This is a genomic window from Rhodococcus sp. NPDC019647 (assembly GCF_044389235.1).
GTDB lineage: Bacteria > Actinomycetota > Actinomycetes > Mycobacteriales > Mycobacteriaceae > Rhodococcus_F > Rhodococcus_F oxybenzonivorans.
In genome coordinates, this window is sequence record NZ_JBIRXS010000006.1 from 264,194 (window position 1) to 291,097 (window position 26,904).

Annotated in this window: 1 protein-coding gene; it reads left to right on the forward strand. The window is 66.4% G+C overall.

Going from position 1 to position 26,904, the window contains the following annotated elements; translation table 11 throughout:
- Positions 1–137: 137 nt before the first annotated feature.
- Positions 138–26,870, forward strand: coding sequence for a non-ribosomal peptide synthase/polyketide synthase (locus ACH49N_RS15415; protein ID WP_397504655.1), 26,733 nt, complete (start codon positions 138–140; stop codon positions 26,868–26,870).
- Positions 26,871–26,904: the final 34 nt, after the last annotated feature.

Consider the following 26,904-nt stretch of genomic DNA (forward strand, 5'->3'; position numbering starts at 1 on the left):
AGTGTTGTGTTTTGTGGTGAAGCCGAACGGATGAGCCGGGGGGCGGGGAGAAGCGTCCGCCTCACACAAGCGCGTGTCCAGGTTCGGACGCGGCCACGATTTCTTCGGTCGGGGATACCGTACGCGGAGGAGCCGCCGTGAAACGTCTCGACACGCCCAACCCCCTGACGCACAACCCGGACGCGGCACTCTTCCCGCTGTCCGCGGCGCAGCGTGCCACGTGGTTCGCGCAGCAACTCGAGCCCGCGGTGCCGATTTCGATCGCGCAGTACGTGGAGCTGCACGGCGACCTCGACGTCGACCTGTTGCGGAGGGAAACCGTCGCCGCCGGTCGCGAATTTCAGTCACCCTTTTTGAAGGTGGTCGAGGTCGACGGCCGGCCGATGCAGTATGTGGACCACACGACCGACACGTCGATCGCCTTCCTCGACTTCCGCGGCGAGAACGACCCGGTCGCAGCTGCCCACGAGTGGATGGACAAGGACTACCGAACCCCCCTCGACCTCGAGGCCGATCGACTGGTCGAGACGTCGATTTTGTGTGTGGGCGAGTCGCATTACCTCTGGTACAGCCGCATCCACCACGTCGCCCTGGACGGATACGCTGCCATGACGATGCTCAGCCGCATCGCGCACCGGTATTCGGCCTCGGTGAGCGCGCGGGAGCCGGACCAGAGCCGGGCGGCGACCCTGCGCGAGCTGTACGACATCGATGCCCGCTACCGATCCTCGGATAGGTACACGGCGGATCGGACGTACTGGGCACAACGCATCGAGGCCGTAGAGGGATCGACCCTGGCCGAGCGGCCCGCGCCGGCAGTGGCCAGGAGCAAGGTCGAAAGCGCCGTGCTGTCCGAGGCGGCGACTACCGGCCTCCACGGGTCCGGCAGGCAGGCAACGGCGGCGGCCGCGGCCACCATCATCGCCGCATTCGCCTGCTACCTGTCGCGCCTGACCGGAAAAACCGATGTACTCGTGCACGTTCCCCTGTCCGGCCGGACCACGTCGTTGCTGCGCAATTCCGGCGGCATGATGGTCAATGTCGCGCCACTGTCGATCTCGGTCGAGGAAGGGGACACGGTCGGGGGCCTTGTGTCGCGGGTTCAGCGTGAACTGATGGGAGCGCTGCGCCATCAAAGGTGCAGTATCGACGACATCCGCCGCGATATGAGCGCGAGCAGTGCCGCCCGGCTGTACGGGCCCATGGTCAACGTCATGCTCTTCCCGCACGACGTCCAGCTGGGCGACTTGGTGGGCGAATACCACATCGTCACCTCCGGCCCGGTGGAAGATCTGCTGGTCAACGTGTATTCCAGCGGCACGCCGGCAGACGTCTCCGTCGATTTCCGGGCGAATCCGGATCGGTACGAGGACGCGGCGCTGCGCACGCATCACCGGCGATTCGTCGAGTTGCTCGAGGAGTTCATCGCGGCCGACACGCACGTGCCCCTGTCGACCGTGCACCAGACGACCGCCCGCATAGGCGAGCGACTACGCCTCGAAGCGGGTCACCTCGAGTTCTGGACAGCACGGTTGTCGGGTCTTACCGAGGTGCTGAATCTGCCCTCCGATCGGGCCCGGCCCGCCGTCCAATCCTTGCGGGGAGACCGCGTGGGACTCCCGATCGGTGCCGAAACACATCGCCGGGTGGTCGCGCTGGCATCGGAACGCGGCACGACAGTCTTCCCGGTGCTGCACGCAGCCCTGGCAGTTCTCCTGAGCCGGCTTGCCGGTACCTCGGATGTGGCCGTCGCTACGACTGCCGCCGTGGACGGCGGCCGGAACATCGTGGTGCTGCGGACGCGCGTTCGACCGGACCTGGCCTTCACCGCACTCCTCGACCACGTGCACGAGGTGGAAGAGGAAGCATTCCAACATGGGGACGTTCCGTTCGAGCAGGTCGTGCGGGCGCTCGAGATCGGCGATTCCGCGGCGTATTCGCCGATTGTCCAGGTGCTTCTCGAGCGTCGCGACGACCCGGAGGGTGTCCGGCCCGAGATCGGCAGATTCGACCTTCGGGTGGCGACGGAAGAATTTTTCGACGCCGACGGCACTCCGTCCGGAATCACGGTGAGTCTCGGATTCGCCACCGATCTGTTCGACCCGGAGACGGTGGTCGGGCTCGGCATGCGATTTCGGCGAATCCTGGAGACGGTCGGCGCAAACCCGGAAACAGGTGTCGGCGAGATCGATATCCTCACCGACCCCGAACGAGCCACTCTCGTCCCCGTATCGGGAGTGCCGGGTCGATCCGAGCGCACGCTGCCCGAAATCTTCGACACGGCAGCAAGTAATAATCCTGACGGCATCGCACTCACCTTTCGCGGCGTCGAGGTGACATATCGAGAATTGGACGAACGCTCCAACCAAGTGGCGCGGGTCTTGATCGCACGCGGGATCGGTCCGGAGAACGCTGTCGCGCTGGGCTTGCCGCGCTCGATCGAGTCGGTTCTGTCGATGCTGGCGGTAGCGAAATCGGGCGCGGCATTCGTGCCGGTGGACCCGAACTATCCGGCCGAGCGCATCGTGCACATGCTCACCGATTCCGGAGTCGCCGTGGGTGTGACGGTGTCTGCCGAGCTATCCCGACTGCCCGATTCGATTCCGTGGCTGCTCCTCGACGACGCCGAGTTCCATACCCGCTGTGCGGCTTTACCGGCGTCCGCCGTCACCGACGACGAACGGGTGCGACCGCTGCGCATGGAGAATGTGGCCTATCTGATTTATACGTCCGGTTCGACGGGACTCCCCAAAGGGGTGTCGGTCACCCACGGTGGCCTGGACAGCTTCGCGGTGGAGCAGCGCCTCCGATTCGGAGCGACGCAGACCTCACGGACCCTGCATTTCTCCACACCGAGCTTCGACGCGTCCCTGTTCGAGTATCTCCAGGCCTTCGGTGCCGGTGCCACCATGGTGATTGTTCCGCCGACGATATACGGCGGCACCGAGTTGGCCCGGATCCTGAAACTCGAGCGAGTCACTCACGGGTTCATCACTACCGCTGCGCTCGGATCGATCGACCCGGAAGGACTCACCGACTTCCAGGACGTGGTGTTCGGCGGCGAGATGTGCCCGCCGGAACTGGTGAAGCGGTGGGCCCCGGGCCGCAGGTTGTGCAACGCATACGGACCGACCGAGACCACCATCATGGCGAACATCAGTGAACCGATGTCGCCTGCGGGACCGATCACCCTGGGCGGTCCGTTCCGCGGATTCCACGAGGTGGTCCTCGATGCGCGGATGAAACCGGTACCGATCGGAGTGGCCGGGGACCTCTACCTCTCGGGTGACGCGCTGGCACGCGGCTATCACGGCAAGCCGGCGCTGACCGCGGAACGCTTCGTCGCCAATCCTTTCGGCGACCCTGGCCGCCGAATGTACCGAACCGGAGATGTCGTTCGGTGGCGGGCCGATCACACGATCGAGTACGTGGGCCGCAGTGACTTCCAGGTGAAGATCCGTGGGTTCCGTGTCGAACCCGGCGAAATCGACACGGTTCTCCACACTCATCCATGGGTGAGAACTGCGGTGACGATACCGCGGACCGCGCCGTCCGGTGACACCGTCCTAGTGTCGTATGTGCTCCCGGCTCCCGGCCAGCGGCTCTCGACTGCCGATGTGATGGCCTATGCCCGAAAGCAGCTGCCGCCACACCTCGTTCCTTCCGCAATCACTGTGCTGGACGAGATGCCGTTGACGCGGGTGGGAAAGCTCGACCGTGCGGCTCTGCCTGCGCCGGAATTCGGCGGTGCGGCCACCGAGCGTCGCGCACCGGCAAATCCGGTGGAGCAGACTGTCGCGCGGGTATTCGGGGACGTGCTGGGAGTGGAGCACATCGGTGTCGACGACGACTTCTTCGATCTCGGTGGAAACTCCCTCGTGGCAACCAAAGTAATCGCTCGCGTCAATGCCGCACTGAGCGTCGACCTCGGTGTCCGGGACCTTTTCGAGGCGCCGACGGTGAAAAAGTTGGCAGGGCGGATCGAGCCTGCGGACGTGCGGAGAACCGACCGCCCGAGCCTGGTCGCACGCGAGCGTCCGGACCGTATACCCCTCTCGCTTGCGCAGCAGCGCGTGTGGTTCATCAATCAGTTCGACCCCTCTTCGCCTGCATACAACATTCCCATGGCGGTCCGACTATCCGGCACCCTCGACGTGGAGGCACTCCGGGACGCCGCCGAGGATGTCATCGAACGACACGAATCCCTGCGCACCAAATACCCGGACTCGGCAGTAGGACCGGAACAATCGATCGTGACTGCGCCGCAGGTGGTTCCCGACCTCACGCCGAAAGTCGTCGACAACGAGCACGAGGTTCGCGAACACATTGCCGCGCTGATTCACCAGGGCTTCGACGTCAGCGGTGAAGTACCCGTGCGTGGTGCACTGCTGCGAATTGGCCCCGACGAGCACGTCCTCCTTCTCGTGGTCCACCACATCGTCGCGGATGGCGCTTCGCTGGCACCGCTGGCACACGACCTGATGGTGGCGTACTCCGCGCGAGTTCGCCAGCAGAGGCCGGACTGGCTCCCACTCCCGGTTCAGTACGCCGACTACAGCCTGTGGCAACGGGCGGTCCTCGGGAGTGATCAGGACCCCGAGAGCGTGATGTCGGCGCAATTGGACTACTGGAAGAGGACACTCACCGGCCTCCCCGACGCGATAGCCCTTCCCTTTGATCGTCCGCGACCCGCGAACCGGACGCTGCGAGGCGACACTGCCCCGTTCTCGGTGCCTGCGGAACTGCATCGCGAGCTTCTGGTGCTCGCGCGTCAACATGACGCGACGATGTTCATGGTGATGCACGCGGCTCTGGCGGTGCTGGCGGCGCGGCTGAGCGGATCCGACGACATCGCGATCGGGACGCCGATCGCGGGACGCGGCGAAGCAGCGCTCGATGACCTGGTGGGGATGTTCGTCAACACGTTGGTTCTGCGAACCACCGTGGATTCCGGAATTACGTTCGACGACATGATTTCCCGTGCACGGAACGCCGACCTCGGAGCGTTCGGGCACACGGAAGTGCCCTTCGAGAGTGTCGTGGAGGCGCTCGATCCCGGCCGGTCGACCAGCTATTCACCCCTGTTCCAGGTTATGTTGGAATTCCGGAACACAGCGACGGCTCACCTGGAACTGCCGGGACTGACCGCAGAGGTCATCGAGGTCGACACCGGTGTGTCCCAATTCGATCTGCAGTTGACGCTCGCGGAGCGCTACGACGAATCCGGCAGTCCCGCAGGTATCTCCGCAGCCTTCACGTTCGCGACGGATATTTTCGACCGGCCGACGGTGGTGGGTTTCGGGGAGCGATTCCTTCGAATTCTACGTGCTGTGGCGGCGAATCCGAATGCGGCACTGGGCACTATCGACATTCTCGCGCCGGGTGAGCGGGAGTTGGTGTTGGGGGGGTGGAATGCGACGGGGTGTGTGGTTTCGGGGGTGTCGTTGGTGGGGTTGTTCGAGGAGCGGGTGGGGTGTGTGCCGGATGCGGTGGCGGTGGTGTCTGGTTCGGTGGTGTTGTCGTATGGGGAGTTCGGTGTGCGGGTGCGTCGGTTGGCGCGGTTGTTGATGGGGTTGGGGGTGGGTCCGGAGTCGTTGGTGGGGATTGCGGTGGGTCGGTCGGTGGAGTTGGTGGTGGGGATTTATGCGGTGCTCGAGGCGGGGGGTGGGTATGTGCCGGTGGATGTGGATCAGCCGGTGGAGCGGGTGGAGTATGTGTTGGGTGTGGCTGCTCCGGTGTTGGTGTTGAGTACGTCGGTGGATCGGGTGGGGTTGCCGGGTTCGGTTGTGGTGGTGGAGTTGGATGTTGTTGATGTGTCGGGGTTTTCGGGGGAGCCGATTTCGGATGGGGAGCGGCCTGGGGTGGTGCGTGGGGAGAATCCGGCGTATGTGATGTTCACGTCGGGTTCGACGGGTCGGCCGAAGGGGGTGGTGGTTTCGCATGCGGGGATTGTGAATCGGTTGTTGTGGATGCAGGGGGAGTATGGGCTGGGCTGCGATGATGTGGTGTTGTTGAAGACGCCGGTGACGTTCGATGTGTCGGTGTGGGAGTTGTTTTGGCCGTTGTTGGTGGGGGCGCGGTTGGTGGTGGCGGAGCCGGGTGGGCATCGTGATCCGGCTTATCTTGTGGATGTGATCGTCGGGAATGGGGTGACGACGGTGCATTTCGTGCCGTCGATGTTGGCGGTGTTCGTGGCGGAGCCGGCGGTGGCGCGGTGTGTGAGTGTGCGGCGGGTGTTCGCGTCGGGGGAGGCGTTGTCGGCGTCGGTGGCGTCGAGGATGCGGGGTTTGGTGCCGGGTGTGCGGGTGCATAACTTGTACGGGCCGACGGAGGCGTCGGTGGATGTGACGTTTCATGAGGTGACCGATGCGGATGTGGTGGGGGTGCCGATCGGGGTTCCGGTGTGGAATACGCAGGTGTTTGTGTTGGATGGGTGGTTGCGGCCGGTGCCGGTGGGGGTGGTGGGGGAGTTGTATGTGGGGGGTGTGCAGTTGGCGCGGGGGTATCGGGGTCGGGTGGATTTGACGGCGGATCGGTTTGTGGCGAATCCGTTCGGGTGTGGTTCGCGGTTGTATCGGACGGGGGATCGGGTTCGGTGGTTGTCGGGTGGGGAGCTCGAGTATGTGGGTCGGGTGGATTTTCAGGTGAAGTTGCGGGGGCAGCGGGTGGAGTTGGGGGAGATCGAGGCGGTGTTGTTGGGGTATGGGGGTGTGGCGCAGGCGGTGGTGGTGTTGCGGGGTGGGTCGGGTGGGGAGTTCGTGGTGGGGTATGTGGTTCCGGAGTGTGGGGTGGTGGTGGAGGGTCGGGCGGTGGTGGAGTGGGTGGCGGGGGTGTTGCCGGGGTATATGGTGCCGTCGGTGGTGGTGGTGCTCGATGAGTTGCCGGTGACGGTGAATGGCAAGCTCGACCGCAAGGCCCTCCCCGAACCCGACTTCGGCGCCGATATGCTCGGATACGTTGCTCCCCGTGGTGCTTTCGAGGAGATAGTGACTGCGGTTGTCGCCGACCTACTCGGAATTCCGCGGGTGGGAGTGAACGACAACTTCTTTGCCCTTGGCGGAAACTCCCTGACGGCCACTCGCTTGGTGGCGCGCGTCAATGCCGCGGTCGGAAACCGGATCAGCGTTCGCGACGTGTTCGACGCGCCCACCGCGGCCGGTCTGGCGATGCTGGCGCAGTCGCACGAAGGGCGTGAATCTCGCGCGCCGCTGAAGGCGAGGGAAAGCGGTGCGGAAGTTCCCGTGTCACCCGCCCAACAGCGGATGTGGTTCATCAACCAGTTCGACACCTCCTCGTCCGCATACAACGTGGCGTTTGCGTTGAGGCTGGACGGTGAACTCGACATACCTGCGCTCCAGGCGGCGGTCGCCGACGTGATCGAGCGGCACGAGGCCGTGCGCACCATCTTCCCCCTCACCGACCACGGACCGCGTCAGGTGATCGTGCCGACGACGAGCGCGCTGCCCGACCTCACTCCGGTCGGTGTGACGGGAGAGGCCGAACTCCGTGCACGTGCCCAGCGGGTGCTGTCCGAGGGATTCGACGTGACGCAGCAGGTTCCATTGCGCGCGAGCCTTTTCCGACTCGACGAGAATGCGCACGTGCTCGCGGTGGTCGTGCACCACATTGCGGCCGACGGCTTCTCGATGTCTCCGCTGGCCCGCGACGTCATGGATGCGTACGTGTCGAGAGCGAAGGGGACCGCGCCGGATTGGGCCCCGCTTCCCGTGCAGTACGCCGATTACGCGCTGTGGCAGTACGAGTGGCTGGGCTCGGAGGCGGAGGAAACTTCGCCGATGTCGAGACAGCTGGCCTATTGGACCACCGCGTTGTCGGACCTGCCCGAAGTACTGGACTTACCCACCGACCGTCCCCGACCTGCTGTCCGATCACTTCGCGGCGGTCGCGTCGAGTTCGAGATCGCTCCGGAGATTCACGCCGGCGTGGTGGCGCTGGCGCGGCAACACACCACGACGGTGTTCATGACAGTGCATGCCGCGCTGGCGATCTTGTTGGCACGACTGAGCGGGTCCGATGACATCGCCGTCGGGACGCCGATCGCCGGGCGTGGCGAGCGTGAACTCGACGACGTGGTGGGGATGTTCGTGAACACGCTCGTCCTCCGCACCCGAGTCGACGGCGGCGTCACGTTCACCGAGTTCTTGGACAATGTTCGGGAAACCGACCTCGGTGCCTTCATGCACGCCGATATTCCGTTCGAACGCGTGGTGGAGGCAGTGAGTCCGTCCCGCTCGACGGCCTACTCACCGCTGTTCCAGGTGATGTTCGAATTCCAGAACATCGAGCGACCCACGCTGGAACTGCCGAATCTGCGGGTGCGGAGCGTCGATGTGGCGATCGAGACCGCAAACTTCGACCTCCAGTTGACGCTGACCGAGAACGTGGACGCGGACGGGAACCCCGCTGGGACCACCGCGGGACTCGGTTATGCGACCGACCTTTTCGACGAGGCTACGGTCGCCGGGTTCGCGGAACGACTCCGGCGCATCCTCGCGGCCGTCACGGCCGGCCCGGACACCCCGGTCGGTGACATCGACATCCTCGGCGTTCGCGAACGCGCCGACCTGATTCCGGTGACGGGCGCTGCGGCGGGTGCGGCGCGGACGCTGCCGGAACTGCTCGCGGCGGCGGTCGCCCACGATCCGGACGCCGGCGCATTGATCTTCGAGAGTCGTCACGTGCGCTACCGCGAACTCGATGAACGTTCGAATCAATTGGCTCGCGTTTTGATCGCGCGTGGGGCGGGGCCGGAAACCGTGGTGGCCGTGTGCGTGCCCCGCTCCGTCGAGTCCGTTCTGGCCGTGTGGGCGGTGGCCAAGTCGGGTGCCGCGTTCCTTCCGGTGGACCCCCAGCACCCGGCGGCGCGCATCGAGTACATGCTCACCGACTCCGAGGCCGTATTGGGTGTGACGACCTCGTCGCACCGCAGCGCACTGCCCGGCGGGGTGCCGTGGCTGGTGGTGGACGACGCGGACGGGCTGTCGACGTACCCGGCGTCGGCAGTCACCGAGGACGAGCGGACTTCGCCGGTCCGGCTCGACAATCCGGCCTACCTGATCTACACCTCGGGGTCGACGGGCAGGCCTAAAGGCGTGGTGACCACGCATCGCGGCCTGGCAGATTTCGCCCTGCAGGAGCGGGAGACCTTCGCCACGACGGCCGCGTCCAGAGTGCTGCATTTCGCGTCACCGAGCTTCGATGCCTCCGTATTGGAATTGCTGTTGGCCGTCGGGGCGGCCGCCACCATGGTGATCGCACCCCCGACCGTGTACGGCGGCGCCGAACTGACGCAACTCCTGGAAGACGAGCGGGTGACGCATTGCTTCGTCACCCCGGCCGCGCTGGCGTCGGTCGATGCCGCTCAACTCACCGACCTCGAGTGCGTGGTCACAGGGGGTGAAGCGTGTCCCCCGGAGCTGTGTGCGCGGTGGGCGCCGGGGAGGCGAATGTTCAACGCGTACGGTCCGACCGAAGCGACAGTCGTGTCCAGTATCAGCGACGTCTTGTCACCGGGGGCGCCGGTCACCATCGGCGCGCCTACTCGTGGCTTCTCCGAGGTCGTGCTCGACTCGCGTCTGCAGCCGGTCCCAGTCAATGTGCCCGGGGAGTTGTATCTCGCAGGCGCCGCCCTCGCGCGCGGCTATCACCGGCGGATCACTCTGACGGCCGAACGCTTCGTCGCCGATCCCTTCGGCCCGGCGGGCAGCCGGATGTATCGCACCGGGGATCGGGTGCGTTGGACGAGGGACGGGCAACTGGAATACCTCGGCCGCAACGACACCCAGGTGAAGATCCGGGGCTTTCGCATCGAACTCGGTGAGATCGAGTCCGCCCTGCTTGCCCACGACGATGTGGCCCAGGCCGTCGCAACCGTGTGGAACGGGGACGGCAATGGTGATCGGCTGATCGGTTACCTCGTGCCGGAATCCGGCGTGGTGATCGACCCGAGGGCGGTGCTCGACTTCGTCGGTGGCCGGTTGGCGTTGTATATGGTGCCGGCCGCGCTGGTCGTGCTCGATTCGCTTCCGCTGACTGTTCACGGGAAGCTCGATCGCGCAGCACTTCCCGCCCCCGATTTCGGCGCCTCGGCGTCGCAGAGTCGGCCGCCGCGAACGGAGACCGAGGAGCTTCTCGCGGGACTGTTCGCGGATGTTCTCGGGATCGACTCGGTAGGTGCCACGGCCGATTTCTTCGCGCTCGGTGGCGACAGCATCATGTCGATCCAGTTGGTGGCCCGCGCCAAGGCCGCCGGGGTAATCCTTTCTCCCCGCGACGTGTTCGATCGTAGAACGGTGGCCGGCCTCGCGGAGGTGGCGCGTTTCGACGACGGTGGTCCAGTCGCGCTCGATGAGATGCCGGGCGGGGGCGTCGGCACTGTGCCCTCGACGCCGGTGGCGCGCTGGTTGATCGAGCGCAGCGGCGGCCGACTCGACAGGTTCTCCCAAGCGCTGCTGCTCGCGGCCCCTGCCGACCTCACCCGGGACGTTCTCGAGGGCGCCGTGGACGCGGTGCTCGATCGGCACGACATGCTCCGGGCACGATTGCTCGCCGACGACCAGGGTATGGAAGTGCTGCCATCGGGTTCGGTGCGGGCGCAGGGGTTGGTTCGCCACATGCCGGTCGAGACGGTCGACGGGGACGGCTTCACAGCGCTCGCGGCCGCAGAACTCGATGCTGCGGCCAACCACCTGGATCCGGCCGGCGCAGCCATGCTGCGGGTGGTGTGGTTCGACGTTCCGAACGGCGTCGGGCGACTACTCGTGGTGGTCCATCACCTCGCGGTCGACGGTGTGTCGTGGCGCATTCTCGTCGCCGACCTCGCGTCGGCGTGCAGTCAACTTCAGGTGGGCGCGACTCCTACTCTGCCGGATGTAGGAACGTCGATGCGGCGGTGGTCGCACGGCCTGCGCGACGCGGTGCCGCAACGAATGCCGGAACTGCCGATGTGGGAGTCAATTCTCGACGGCCCCGATCCGTTGATCGGTTCGCGCCCGCTGAACCCCGAAGTCGACGTCGCCGCGACCGTGGACACGGTCACCGTCGACGTGCCGTCGAGCGTGACCGCTGCCCTGCTCACCACGCTTCCGGCGGCCTTCCACGGCAGCGTCGGCGACGGGCTGCTGACCGCGCTGGCATTGGCGCTGTCCGCCTGGCGAGGCGAACAGGGCAGTGCCGCAGCGGACACCGTGATCACACTCGAAGGGCACGGACGCGAGGAGCACGTCGTCGCGGGCGCGGATGTGTCCCGCACCGTGGGTTGGTTCACCACTGTGTACCCGGTGAGAGTGGACCTCACCGGGATCGATATCGACGACGCCCTGACCGGAGGCCGCGCGGCAGGGCAGGCAGTCAAGGCGGTCAAAGAACAGTTGCTCGCCATTCCGGATCACGGGATCGGTTTCGGGATGCTGCGCTACCTGAACGAAGACACGGCAAGGACGCTTCACGGGTTCCGTTCTCCCCAGGTCAGTTTCAACTATCTGGGCCGGGTCGTCACCACAGGCGGAACGGAGGACTGGCTCCCGGTGGAGAGCACGCTCGGCGGAACCCAGAACACCGACATGCCCGTTGCATCCGTTCTCGACATCAACGCCGTGGTCGACGACCGCCCCGACGGCCCCCACCTGAGGGCGACGATCGCCTATCCCCGCGGCGTACTCGACAACGCCGACGTCACGGCCTTCGCGAATCTGTGGCGCAGCGCGCTCGGCGGACTTGCGGCGCACGTGGCAGGGCCGGGAGCGGGCGGGCTGACACCGTCCGATGTGCCGCTGGTGTCGGTCAGCCAGCAGCAGCTCGAGCGCTGGGAAGAGCGGTTTCCGGCGCTGGGGGACGTGTGGTCGCTGTCGCCGCTGCAGTCGGGATTGCTCTTCCACGCGTCGCTGGTCACCGACAGGGTGGACGTCTACACGGCGCAAATGCGGATCGACCTGGACGGGACAGTCGACACCGAGCGTCTGCGGGCTGCCGCGGCCGGACTGCTGGCCCACCACTCGAACTTGCGGTCTGCATTCGTCTACGACGACGACGGGGTTCCGGCGCAGCTGGTGCTCGATGCGGTGGAGGTGCCGTGGCGGGAGGTGGATCTGACCGGACACGGGCCCGTGGCCGCCGCGGAGTTGACACGCCTCCTCGACGAAGACCGCAGCGCCAGGTTCGATCTGGAAGCACCCCCGCTCGTGCGATTCATGTTGCTGCATAAAGGTCCTGGCAGCTACCTGCTCGCCATCACCAACCATCACATCGTCCTGGACGGCTGGTCGATGCCGCTGCTCGTGCGGGAATTGCTCGTGCGTTACGCCGATGACAGCTCGGATAACCTGCCGGAGGCACCGTCGTACCGCACCTATCTGGAATGGGTGGCGAACCGCGACCGGGAGACATCGGCCCGGGCCTGGGAGCAGGCCCTCGACGGCGTCGAGGAGCCGACACTGGTGGCGCCGCACGCGTCGGCTATGCAGTACGGAGTGCCCGGCGAGGTCGAGGTCGACCTGCCCGCCGATGTGTTCGCCCCGCTGGCGGCGGTGACACGGCGCCTCGGCGGCACGATGAACACGGTGATCCAGGCGGCATGGGGAGTGTTGTTGTCGCGGTTGCTCTCCCGCGACGACGTGGTCTTCGGCGCCACGGTCTCGGGCCGACCACCGCACCTACCCGGCGTCGAGAACATGGTGGGGTTGTTCATCAACACCCTGCCGGTGCGGGTACGAGTTAACCCAGCGGAGACCATCGCGGAACTACTCGACCGCATGCAGGGGGAGCAGACTGCCCTGCTCGACCACCACCACGTCGGGCTCGGTGACATTCAGCAGCGAATCGGTCTGGGAACCCTGTTCGACACGCTGTCGGTGTTCGAATCGTATCCGATCGACACGTCCGGCTTGGGCGAGGACACCGACATCGCAGGCATGCGAGTGACGGGCGTCGATGCCCGCGACGCCACACACTATCCCCTCACCCTGATGACGAGTCTCGAACCGCAACTGCGGCTGAGCCTTCGCTACCAGGCCGATGCCATCGACCACGAGACGGTCACCCGAATGGCGGGGCGACTCACCGCGATTCTCGGCACCATCGCCCGGGACGTCGACACTCTGGTTGGCGACGTCGATCTCTTCGCGCCGGGTGAGCGGGAGTTGGTGTTGGGGGGGTGGAATGCGACGGGGTGTGTGGTGCCGGGGGTGTCGTTGGTGGGGTTGTTCGAGGAGCGGGTGGGGTGTGTGCCGGATGCGGTGGCGGTGGTGTCTGGTTCGGTGGTGTTGTCGTATGGGGAGTTCGGTGTGCGGGTGCGTCGGTTGGCGCGGTTGTTGATGGGGTTGGGGGTGGGTCCGGAGTCGTTGGTGGGGATTGCGGTGGGTCGGTCGGTGGAGTTGGTGGTGGGGATTTATGCGGTGCTCGAGGCGGGGGGTGGGTATGTGCCGGTGGATGTGGATCAGCCGGTGGAGCGGGTGGAGTATGTGTTGGGTGTGGCCGCGCCGGTGTTGGTGTTGAGTACGTCGGTGGATCGGGTGGGGTTACCGGGTTCGGTTGTGGTGGTGGAGTTGGATGTTGTTGATGTGTCGGGGTTTTCGGGGGAGCCGATTTCGGATGGGGAGCGGTTGGGGGTGGTGCGGGGGGAGAATCCGGCGTATGTGATGTTCACGTCGGGTTCGACGGGTCGGCCGAAGGGGGTGGTGGTTTCGCATGCGGGGATTGTGAATCGGTTGTTGTGGATGCAGGGGGAGTATGGGCTGGGCTGCGATGATGTGGTGTTGTTGAAGACGCCGGTGACGTTCGATGTGTCGGTGTGGGAGTTGTTCTGGCCGTTGTTGGTGGGGGCGCGGTTGGTGGTGGCGGAGCCGGGTGGGCATCGTGATCCGGCTTATCTTGTGGATGTGATCGTCGGGAATGGGGTGACGACGGTGCATTTCGTGCCGTCGATGTTGGCGGTGTTCACGGCGGAGCCGGCGGTGGCGCGGTGTGTGAGTGTGCGGCGGGTGTTCGCGTCGGGGGAGGCGTTGTCGGCGTCGGTGGCGTCGAGGATGCGGGGGTTGGTGCCGGGTGTGCGGGTGCATAACTTGTACGGGCCGACGGAGGCGTCGGTGGATGTGACGTTTCATGAGGTGACCGATGCGGATGTGGTGGGGGTGCCGATCGGGGTTCCGGTGTGGAATACGCAGGTGTTTGTGTTGGATGGGTGGTTGCGGCCGGTGCCGGTGGGGGTGGTGGGGGAGTTGTATGTGGGGGGTGTGCAGTTGGCGCGGGGGTATCGGGGTCGGGTGGATTTGACGGCGGATCGGTTTGTGGCGAATCCCTTCGGGTGTGGTTCGCGGTTGTATCGGACGGGGGATCGGGTTCGGTGGTTGTCGGGTGGGGAGCTCGAGTATGTGGGTCGGGTGGATTTTCAGGTGAAGTTGCGGGGGCAGCGGGTGGAGTTGGGGGAGATCGAGGCGGTGTTGTTGCGGTATGGGGGTGTGGCGCAGGCGGTGGTGGTGTTGCGGGGTGGGTCGGGTGGGGAGTTCGTGGTGGGGTATGTGGTTCCGGAGTGTGGGGTGGTGGTGGAGGGTCGGGCGGTGGTGGAGTGGGTGGCGGGGGTGTTGCCGGGGTATATGGTGCCGTCGGTGGTGGTGGTGCTCGATGAGTTGCCGGTGACGGTGAATGGCAAGCTCGACCGCAAGGCCCTCCCAGAACCCCACTTCACTACAGCGGGGTATCGCGCTCCCACGACACCTGTAGAGCAAGCTGTCGCCACAGCTTTCGCGGACGTCCTCGGTGTCGACCGCGTCGGCGCGGACGACAGCTTCTTCGCTCTCGGTGGCGATTCGCTCAGCGCCACCAGGGCGGTGGCCCGCATCAACAGCGCGCTGGAGACGACACTCTCCGTGGGCGTGCTGTTCGACAACCCCGTGGTATCCGACCTGGCCGATCGGGTCGGGCCGACCCTGCTGACGAAATCCGCCGCCCCGGAACTGACAGCGCGACCGCGGCCCGATCGGCTTCCCCTTTCTCTCGCGCAACAGCGTATGTGGTTCATCAACCAGTTCGACACCTCCTCACCGGCCTACAACATTCCGGTCGCGCTACGACTGGACGGCGTGATAGACCTGCAGACTCTCCGGGCGGCACTCGGTGACGTCATCGAACGGCACGAGACACTGCGTACCGTGTATCCCGGCTCCGCCGACGGACCCCATCAAGTCATTGTCGAGCCGACAACCGCTGTCCCTGAACTAGATTCGACACCCGCTGCCGAAGGGGACCTTCGAGATCTTCTCGCCACCTTTTTCGGCAGGGGATTCGATGTCACCGAGGAACTTCCCATCCGGGTGACGTTGGTGAGCCTCGCTCCCGAGAGTCACGTCCTCGCCCTCGTCGTCCATCACATTGCGGCCGACGGGTACTCGATGACGCCCCTGGCGCGCGATGTGATGCTTGCCTACACCGCGCGCAAGCAACAGCGCGCGCCCGGCTGGGCACCGCTGCCCGTGCAGTACGCCGACTACAGCCTGTGGCAGCGCGAGGTCCTGGGCACCGAGGACCAGCCCGAGTCGGTGCTGTCGGAGCAACTCGGCTACTGGATCCGGACGCTGTCGGGGAGCCCGGAGGTTGTGCCGCTGCCCCTGGACCGACCGCGACCCGCGCAAAGATCCTCCCGGGGTGCCGTCATCACCACCGACATCGCGCCTACCGTGCACTCCGCCTTGCTCGACCTTGCACGCCATACTCGTTCGACTCTGTTCATGGTGATGCACGCCGCCTGGGCGGTGCTGCTCCAACGGCTGTCCGGCTCACACGACGTGGTGGTGGGAACGCCGATCGCGGGCCGCGGCCACCGATCGCTCGACGATGTAGTGGGGATGTTCGTCAACACGTTGGTGCTCCGCACGTCGGTGCCGTCGGGGGCGTCCTTCGCCGACGTACTCACCGAGGTGCGCTCGGCTGACCTCGGCGCGTTCGAGCACGCGGACATCCCGTTCGAGCGGCTCGTAGACGAGTTGGTGCCCGAGCGGTCCACTGCGCACACACCCCTGTTCCAGGTGCTCCTGGAGTTCCGGAACGACACGCGCGTACGCCTGGAACTGCCGGGGTTGGCAGTGGAATCTCTCGACGTCGATCTCGACGTGGCGCAATTCGACTTGCAGCTGAGCCTGGCCGAGCGGCTCGACGAGAATGGGATGCCGACCGGGATCACCGCCGGATTCCGGTACGCGACCGACGTATTCGACCGCACATCGGTCGAGCGTCTCGCACAGCGCTTCCTCCGTGTGGTCGAGACCGTGTCCGCAGACCCGATGGTGCTCGTGGACGACATCGACCTCCTCCTCCCGGCCGAGCGCGAGTTCATACTCACGTCCGCGCATCGACCGGCACAGCACGTCGCGCCGTCGACGTTGGCGGACGTTTTCGACCATGCGGTGGCCGCCGCCGGTGATGCCGTCGCCGTGCGCTGTGACGGCTCGTCCGTGACCTACCGGGAACTCGACGACCGGGCGAACCGGCTCGCGAGACTGCTGGCCGACCAGGGAGCAGGCGCGGAAACACTGGTGGCCGTGGTCATGACGCGTTCCGTCGACTTGGTGGTTGCGCTTCTGGCAGTGGTGAAGTCGGGCGCCGGGTACCTTCCGGTCGATGTAACCTCTCCTCCGGAGCGGCTGACCTTCCTGCTGAACGATGCCCAGCCGAGATGTGTACTGACCACCACCGCGGACGCACCGGTTGTCGGTACTGCCCGCGCCCCGGTCATTGTCGTGGACGACCCCGGCACCCTGACCGCGGTGCAACGCTTCTCGCCACTGCCGATGACGGATGTCGACCGGTGCAGCCCGCTGCACCCGGACTCGGTGGCGTACGTGATCTACACGTCGGGCTCCACCGGACGGCCGAAGGGTGTGCAGGTCTCGCATCGCAACGTGGTTGCCTTGCTGGCACAAACCCAGTCGCTGTTCGGTTTCGGGCCCGAAGACGTGTGGACCATGTTCCATTCCGCCGCATTCGACTTCTCGGTGTGGGAAATGTGGGGAGCGTTCGCGCACGGTGGCCGGCTGGTACTCGTGGACTACTTCACCGCGCGCTCACCCGAGAAGTTCCTCGAACTCCTGCGCGGCGAACACGTCACAGTCCTGAACCAAACTCCCACTGCCTTCTATCAGTTGGCAGAGGCGGATCGTCTGGCCGGTGGTCCCGCACTGTCCCTCCGGTACGTGATCTTCGGCGGGGAAGCCCTCGAATTCGCGCAACTGCAGCGCTGGTACGCACGCCGGGACGACACCGCGCCGGTTCTGGTCAATATGTACGGCATCACGGAAACGACGGTGCATGTCAGCCACCTGCCGATCGACCGGGACACCGTGACGGAGCAGCCCGCATCCGTGATCGGCCGGGGCCTACCCGGGCTGCGCGTCTACGTCCTCGACGACCGGCTGCATCCGGTGCCGCCGGGCGTGGCCGGGGAAATGTACGTCGCAGGAGAGCAGGTGTCGCGCGGATACCTCGGCCGTCCCGCCCTCACGTCCGCCCGGTTCGTTCCCGACCCCTTCTTGCCGGAGTCGCGGATGTACAGGTCCGGTGACCTCGGCAGGTGGAACCGCGACGGGCAACTGGAGTACCTCGGCCGCAACGACCTCCAGGTGCAGATGAAGGGTTACCGGATCGAACTCGGCGAGGTGGAGTCGGCACTCCTCGCGTGTGAAGGAGTGGCGCAGTCTGCGGTGACGGTACACGGGAGTCGATTGGTGGGGTACGCCGTGCCGGAGACCGGCGTATCGATCGACCCGGCGGTGGTCATCGACGCAGCCGCAGAGAGGCTGGCTTCGCACATGGTGCCGGCAGCAGTGGTGGTTCTCGACGAGATGCCGTTGACGGCGAACGGCAAGCTCGACCGGAAAGCTCTGCCCGAACCGGACTTCGGTCAACGGGTCACCACGAGCCGTACCCCCCTCACCGAGATCGAACGCATTCTCGCCGGCCTGTTCGCCGAGGTCCTGGGCCTCGACACGGTGGGCGTCGACGACTCGTTCTTCGCCATCGGTGGCGATTCGATCATGTCCATCCAGCTGGTCACCCGCGCCAAGGCAGCCGGGGTCGTGATCTCGCCGCGAGACGTGTTCGAACGCAAAACGGTTGCGGCTCTGGCCGAGATCGCGGGACAGGGTGACGAGACAGTTGTCCTCGAGGAGTTGCCCGGCGGCGGCCTCGGGGAGATTCCGTTGACCCCGATCGTGCGGTGGCTCCTCGGCCGAGGCGGAGATTTCCGGCGTTACTCGCAGACCGCACTGTTCACCGTGCCCGCGACCTTGGACGAGGACACCCTGACGCAGGCCGTCCAGGCCCTGCTGGATCGGCACGACCTCCTGCGATCGCGTCTGTACCGCACCTCGCACACCGAAGACGGCTGGTCGATGGAGGTGCAAGCCGAAGGGGCGGTGCGGGCGGCCACGCTGGTACGCCGGGTGCCGGTGGACGGTGACGACGTCTCCGATCTCGCCGCGAGGGAACTCGACGCGGCCCTCGATCGGCTCGACCCCGAAACGGGCGCGATGATGCAGGTGGTCTGGTTCGACGCCGACCGCCGCGGGAATGGCCGGTTGCTGATCGCCGTCCATCACCTGGCGATGGACGGAGTGTCCTGGCGGATCATGATCCCGGACCTCGCCACGGCGTGCGCGCAACTGCAGTCCGGCGCGACACCGGTGCTGGAGCCACCGGGAACGTCGATGCGCCGATGGGCGTATGCACTCGCCGACGCCGCTCACGAGCCTCGACGAACAGCCGAACTCGAACTGTGGCAACGGATACTTGACGAGCCCGACCCGATCCTGGGCTCACGTCCCGTGGCCGAATCGGACACCGCCCTCACCGCCGAGGACGTGGAAGTGCACCTTCCAGCGCCGTTGAGCGAGACACTGCTGACAACCGTGCCACGGGCATTCCACGGCAGCGTCGGAGACGGGCTGTTGACGGCGCTGACCATGGCGCTGATCCGGTGGCGGCGACACCGGAGGATCGATGTCCAGGACGCCTTGGTAAACCTCGAAGGCCACGGCCGTGAAGAGCAGGTGGTGCCCGGGGCAGATCTCTCCCGTACGGTCGGATGGTTCACCACCATCTTCCCCGTGCGTTTCGATCTCGGCGGAGTGAACCTCGACGATGCGTTCGCGGGAGGCCCGTCCGCAGGAGCCGCGGTGAAGGCTGTCAAGGAAATGCTCCTCGCCGTACCCGACCACGGCATCGGCTTCGGACTGCTCCGCTACCTGAACAACGAAACTGCCGAGACGCTTTCACCGCTGTCGCCGCCGCAGGTCAGTTTCAACTATCTCGGCAGAATGGGCGGAACAGCTCCGGAGAACGCCGAGGGATGGGTGCCCGTCGACGAACCCGCCCTACGCGAGAAGGCGGCTGCAGACCTGCCCGTCGCGGCGGTCGTCGACGTCAATGCGAAGACCATCGACGCGGGCGAAGGCCCGCAGCTGAAATCCACGTGGAGTTACCCGCCGGGCGTCCTCACCCGAGAGGAGGTCGACGAACTCGCGCAACTGTGGGTACAGGCACTCGCCGCCCTCGGTGCGCACGTCGAGTCGGGCGGTGGCGGCTTCACGCCATCGGATTTCGATCTCGTCGAACTGGGGCAGGATGCGATCGAGACCCTCGAACGTCGCTGCCCCGACCTGATCGACGTGTGGCCGCTGTCGCCTCTGCAATTCGGCATGCTCTTTCAGGCCGAGCTTGCAGACGCCTCCGTCGATGCCTACCTCGTGCAGATCGGTCTCGACCTTCGCGGTGCGGTGGATGCACCTCGCCTGCGTCGCGCCGTCGCCGCTCTGGTCGACAGACACGCCAACCTGCGCACCGCTTTCCTGCACGACGCCGAGGGCAACACCATGCAAGTCGTCCGGCGACACGTCGAGGTGCCCTGGCGTGAGGTCGATCTGACCGCGCTCGACGACACCGCGGCGGCGTCCGAGATCAGACGACTCGAGGCCGAAGACAGGATCCGCCCGTTCGACCTGACTTCTGCCCCGCTGATTCGCTTCACGCTGATCGCGTTGGCACAAAACCGATACCGGCTGGTGTCGGCCAACCATCACATCCTTCTCGACGGCTGGTCGATGCCGCTGCTGATCACGGAGTTGCTGACGCTCTACGCCACCGACGGTGACCCGTCACCCCTCCCACGTGTGCGCGGCTACCGCGACTATCTGGCGTGGATGAAGCACCGGGATCTCGAACCCTCCCGGGCGGTGTGGGCCCGGGCTCTGGCGGGGGTGGAGGGTCCGACCCTGCTGGCAGCCCGGTCGAGCGGAGCGAGGGGGAATTCAGCCCGGTCGAGCGGAGCGAGGGGGAATTCAGCCCGGGCGAGCGGGGCGAGCGGAGCGAGGGATGATTCAGCAGCCGTCGAACGTCGGCGGCAGTTGTCCACCATTCCGCAGGAGTGGGTGTTCGATCTGGACGAGGACGAGACCACCCGCCTGCGCGAGCTGGCGCGTTCTCGCGGGGTGACGATCAACACTCTCGTCCAGGTGTGCTGGGGAATTGTGCTCGGTACGTCGACCGGCCGCGACGACGTTCTGTTCGGCGCCACCGTCTCGGGGCGGCCTCCCGAGCTGGCCGGCATCGAGACGATGATCGGCCTGTTCATCAACACACTGCCCGTCCGGATCGAGCTGCGTCCCGAAGAATCGATGGGTGCGCTCCTCGAACGTGTCCAGGCCGAGCAGGCGGCGTTGCTGGATCATCACTACCTGGGTCTGGCCGAGATTCAGCGCGCCGCGGGGCCCGAGGTCGGCTTCGACACCTTGACCGTGTTCGAGTCGTACCCGGTCGATCGCGCCGGGCTGTCGACCGACACCGATATCGCCGGGATGCGCGTGGCGGGGGTGGATGCGCACGATGCCGCGCATTACCCGCTGAGCCTGGTCGCGTCTGTCGACACTCGTCTGCACTTGAAGTTCGAGTACCTGCCCGACGTCTTCGCGGCGGACGCAGTCGAAGGCATCGCCGGGCGTGTGCTGCGGGTACTCGACGCCTGCACCCGGCCGGAACAGCCGTTGGCCGCGCTGTCGCTGCTCACCGACGACGAGCGCGCCGAACTGGTTCCGGTCCGCGGCCGTCCGGGCGGGTCGGCCCGCACTCTGCCCGAAATTTTCGCCGATGCCGCCGCGCTCGATCCGGATGCGATCGCACTGTCCTTCGAAGACGAGCACGTGAGCTACCGCGAGCTGGACGAGCGGTCGAATCGTCTGGCGCGCGCACTCATCGCCCGCGGTGTCGGACCGGAGAGCTTCGTGGCCATCGGAATACCGCGGTCCCTCGACTCCATGCTGTCGGTATGGGCGGTGGCGAAGACGGGAGCGGCGTTCGTGCCGATCGACCCCAGCTACCCCGACGAGCGCATCACGCACATGCTCACCGATTCCGGAGCCGCACTCGGCGTGACCACCACGCAGCACCGTGGCCGCCTCCCGGGCACCGCGCACTGGCTGATACTGGACCACCCCCACTTCACAACCGAATGCGCCGATTGTTCGGGGGCGCCGGTCACCGCAGTCGAGCGGACCGGTCCGATCGCGCTGGACACGGCCGCCTATCTGGTCTACACCTCGGGGTCCACGGGGCTGCCCAAGGGTGTCCTCGTCACCCATCGTGGTCTCGACAACTTCGCCCTCGACCAACTCGAAAGATGCGGCGCGACAGCACAATCCCGCACCCTGCACTTCTCGACGCCCAGCTTCGACGGATCGGTATACGAGTATCTGCAGGCCTTCGGGGCCGGCGCGACGATGGTGATCGCGCCGCCCACGGTATACGGCGGCGAAGATCTGGCACGGCTCCTCGCGGAACGGGAGGTCACCCACGCGTTCATCACCACCTCGGCGCTGGCGTCACTCGACCCAGCCGGGTTGGATCACCTGGCGGACGTGGTGTTCGGCGGTGAAGCGTGCCCACCCGACCTGATCGCCCGCTGGGCACCGGGCCGTCGGCTGTACAACGGGTACGGGCCGACCGAGGCGACGATCATGTCCAACATCAGCGAACCGCTGGTTCCCGGCGGTCCGATCACCATCGGCGGCCCCATCCGCGGCGTGACGGAACTGGTACTCGACACCCGATTGCAACCGGTCCCGGTCGGAATTCCGGGCGAACTGTATCTCGCCGGGGCAGGTCTGGCCCGCGGCTATCACCGTCGACCGGCGCTCACGGCCGAACGGTTCGTCGCCGATCCCACACGACCCGGCGAAAGGATGTACCGCACCGGGGATGTCGTGCGGTGGACCGCCGACCACAGCATCGAGTACCTGAGCCGCAGCGACTTCCAGGTCAAGGTCCGGGGTTTCCGCGTCGAACTCGGCGAAATCGACGCCACCCTCATGTCGGAGCCGGACGTCGGGTTCGCGGCCACGATCGCGCACCGCGGCCCCGCCGGAGACACGCTGCTGGTGTCCTACGTCGTGCCGGCGGCGGGTCGCGTCCTCGACAGTGCCGTGCTAACCAGGCGTCTCGAGCGCCGTCTGCCGTCGCACATGGTGCCGTTCGCGATCGTGCTGCTGGATCGAATCCCGTTGACGGCAGTCGGCAAGCTGGACCGCACGGCACTGCCGGAGCCCGACTTCCTTTCCAGGACAGGTCCATACCGGCCGCCGGCCGACCCGATCGAGGAAGCGGTAGCCGACGTCTTCGCGGACGTACTCGGACTAGGACGGGTGGGTGCCGATGCCGGATTCTTCGACCTCGGCGGCAATTCCCTGAGCGCGACCCGCGCGATGGCCCGGTTGCGGGCGTTGCTCGGCATCGACTGTGGGGTCCGTGACCTGTTCGAGGCGCCCACCGTGGCCGCGCTGGCCGCACGGATCGAGCACGCCGGTGCGCGGCAGTCCGAACGCCCGGTGCTCGCACCCCGCACGCGACCCGAGAACATCCCGCTGTCGTTCGCTCAGCAGCGCATGTGGTTCGTCAACCAACTTGACACCACCTCGGCCGCCTACAACATCCCGATCGTGGTCCGACTGAGCGGTGCGCTCGATGTGCGGGCACTGAGCTCGGCGATCACCGATGTCTTTACCCGGCACGAGTCCCTGCGAACGACGTTCCCGATCGGCGAGGACGGGCCCGTCCAACGAATACTGCCCGCCGAGAGCGCAGCGCTCACACTGATCCCGGTCGCCGTGGTGGACGAGCAACATCTGCGAGAGAAGCTGACCCGGCTGGTGTCGGCGGGATTCGATGTCACCGCGCGGGTGCCGCTGCGGGTGCGCCTGTTCTCGCTCACCGCCACCGAGCACGTGCTTGCCGTAGTGGTGCATCACATCTCGGCGGACGGGTTCTCGATGGTCCCGCTGGTGCACGACGTGATGACGGCATACGAAGCCCGGGCCCGCGGCGACGCGCCCGCGTGGGCACCGCTGCCGCTGCAGTACGCCGACTACACCCTGTGGCAACGGGAGCTGCTGGGCTCGGCCGACGACCCCGAGTCGCTGATCGGGACGCAGCTCGCCTACTGGAGGACCGTGCTGGCAGGAACACCCGACCTCCTCGAACTGCCCACCGATCACGACCGGCCTCCCCAGCAATCCTTCCGCGGCGCCCGCATCGGCTTCACCGTCGACCAAGGCCTTCATCGACGGATCAAAGAACTGTCGCGGCGCCTTCGCTCCACGGAGTTCATGACCGTCCATGCCGCACTCGCCGTGCTGCTGTCGCGGCTCGGCCGCACCGACGACGTCGTGATCGGAACGCCGATCGCCGGCCGCGGAGAACCCGCGCTCGACGACCTGGTCGGCATGTTCGTGGGCACGCTCGCCCTGCGCACGCAGGTCGATTCCGCAACGTCCTTCACCACCCTGGCGGCCCAGTGCCGTGACGTCGACCTCGGTGCCTTCACCCACGCCGACGTCCCCTTCGAACGCGTGGTGGAGGCAGTGGGTCCGACTCGATCGACGGCGCACTCACCGATCGTCCAGGTCTCCCTCGAATTCCAGAACAACGAGCAACCAGTGCTGACACTGCCGGATCTGGAGGTTCGTGCACTCGATCCCGAACTCGCCGTCGTCAAGGTGGATCTTGAATTCCTCCTGGCCGAGAAGTTCGACGCGAACGGTGCACCGGCAGGCATGGATGGCGCCATCGATTTCGCCACCGATCTCTTCGATGCCGGCACCGTCCGAGGTTTCGCCGACCGGTTCCTGCGGATTCTCGAGGCCGTGGCCGAGAACCCCGACCGGCCGGTCGGCGACCTCCCGCTCCTCGACGAGGTGGAGACGCGGGCCCTGGTTCCTGCCCGCGGCGCACCCGACATGCACCCGGAACTGTGGCCCGACCTGCTGACCGCTGCCGCCGCACTCGACCCCGACTCGGTGGCGCTGTCCTGCGAGGGCAGGCACGTGCGTTACCGCGAACTCGACGAGTGGTCCAACCGGTTGGCCCGCGTCCTTCGTGGCCGTGGGGTGGGGCCGGAGACCTTCGTCGCGCTCGGAATGCCCCGCTCGATCGAGGCCGTGGTCTCGATCTGGTCGGTCACCAAGTCAGGCGCTGCCTTCGTGCCCGTCGATCCGGCCTACCCACGCGAGCGCATTGACTTCATGCTCACCGATTGCCGAGCCTCGTTGGGCCTTACCGTGCGAGCTCACCGTGACACTTTGCCGGACCCTGTTGCATGGCTGGTGCTGGACGACGAGAACGTCACCGAGCAGGTGGCGGCGGAGTCGTCCGCGCCGCTGACAGATGAGGACCGGACGAGCCGATTGTTACTCGCCCATCCGGCGTATCTCATCTATACCTCCGGGTCGACGGGGAAACCGAAGGGCGTCGTCGTCACTCACCAGGGCATGGCCAACTTCACCGCGGAAACGCGCGACTGCTTCGAGGTCACGCCCGAGGCCAGGGTGTCGCATCTGGCGTCCCCGAGTTTCGATGCCTCGGTGTTCGAGCTGATGATGGCGTTCAGCGCCGGGGCGCGGGTGGTGATCGTGCCGCCCACCATCGTCGGTGGCAGCGAACTGGCTCATCTGTTCCGGCGCGAGCGAGTCACCCATGCCACCATCACACCCACCGCGCTGGCGGCGCTCGACAACGACGAACTCCACTCGCTTCGTGTCCTCGACCTGGTCGGCGAGGCATGCCCGCCGGAGGTGGTCGCGCAGTGGGCGCCGGGTCGCAGCCTGCACAGCGGGTACGGACCCACGGAAACCACCATCCAGGCGAGTGTCAGCGCCCCGATGCATGCCGGTGAAGGGGTGAACATCGGGGGGCCGGCAGTAGGACTTGTGTTCCTGGTCCTCGACGAGCGACTGCAACCGGTGCCCGTCGGCGTGCACGGCGAGTTGTACATCGCCGGGCCGGGTATGGCACGCGGGTACCATAACCGGGCGGCACTCACCTCCGAACGCTTCGTCGCCTGCCCCTTCTGCGAGCCGGGGTGCCGGATGTACCGGACCGGCGACGTGGTGCGCTGGCGCAAGTCGGCGAGTCCGGCGACGGGGGATGTCACACCGCACACCCTGGAGTACATCGGGCGCAGCGACTTCCAGGTCAAGGTCCGCGGCTTCCGCATCGAACTCGGCGAGATCGACGCCGTGCTCGCCCGCCATCCGGCGGTCGCATTCGCTGCCACCATCGGTCACACAGCTCCCTCGGGCGACGCCGTACTCGCCTCGTATGTGCGGGTACAGGACGGACAGGAGGTGCGGCCTACGGAACTGCGCACCTACGCGTCCGAGCGCCTACCCGCACACATGACGCCGGCCGCGGTGATCGTCCTCGACGAAATCCCGATGACCCCTGTCGGCAAACTCGACCGAAAAGCCTTGCCCGCACCGGAATTCGGTTCCAGTGGAGCGACGTTCCGGGCACCGGCCACGGACACCGAACGCGTGATCGTGGAAGTGTTCGCCGAGGTCCTCGGCGTGGAGCGGGTCGGCGCCGCGGACAGCTTCTTCGACCTCGGCGGAAACTCCCTCCTCGCCACCCGGATCGTCAGCGCCCTCGAGGCCAGACTGGAGCGGACGGTTCCGCTGCAATGGATGTTCCTCGACCCCACGCCTGCGGGGATCGCCCACCGTCTCGAACTGCCGGCCCGGGCCACCGGTGTGGAAGAGGCACTCGCCGTCGTGATTCCGTTGCGGGCGCTGGGAAGAGGTACCCCGTTGTTCTGCGTGCATCCAGGAATCGGGCTCTCGTGGGGTTACGCCGGCCTCGTCCGGTACCTACCGCCGGACCGGCCGGTGTACGGACTGCAGCTCCCCGCGATCAGCGGTGAGCCGTTACCCGAGTCGATCGAACAACTCGCCCGCCGCTACGTCGACGAGATCAGGAACATACAGCCCGAAGGTCCCTACGACCTGTTGGGTTGGTCGCTCGGCGGGGTCATCGCACATGCCATGGCCGTCGAACTCCGGGCCTCGGGAGATGAGGTGGCCACCCTGGCCCTCATGGACAGCTACCCCGAGGACGGAGAGCAACCCGCAGTCGGTCAGCTCGACCTGCGGGAGCTGCTCCGGGGCCTCGGCGTGGAGACCGACCTGTCGGACAACCAGCTCACCTACGAGCGTGCGGCCCAGTTGCTCGGTGAAACATTCGGGGCCGAAGCCGGTGTCACCGCAGAGCATCTCGAACGGATCGCTGCGGGGTACGAGAACTCCAAGCGTCTCGGGTACCGGTTCGTTCCGCGGGTGTACGACGGCAACGTGCTCTTCTTCCCTGCCGTGCGCAACGGAGACGGTGGCGTCCGCGCGCGGTCCGCCGAGGAGTGGCGGTCGCTCGTGACCGGCCGGATCGACGAGCAGCCCGTCGATTGCGGGCACAACGACATGATCGAACCGCAGTCCCTCGCCGTCATCGGGCCCGTCCTGGCACGCTCGCTCGAGGTCCGTGATCGGTGACCCGGCCAGGGCGGACATAGGCCTGCTTCCCGGA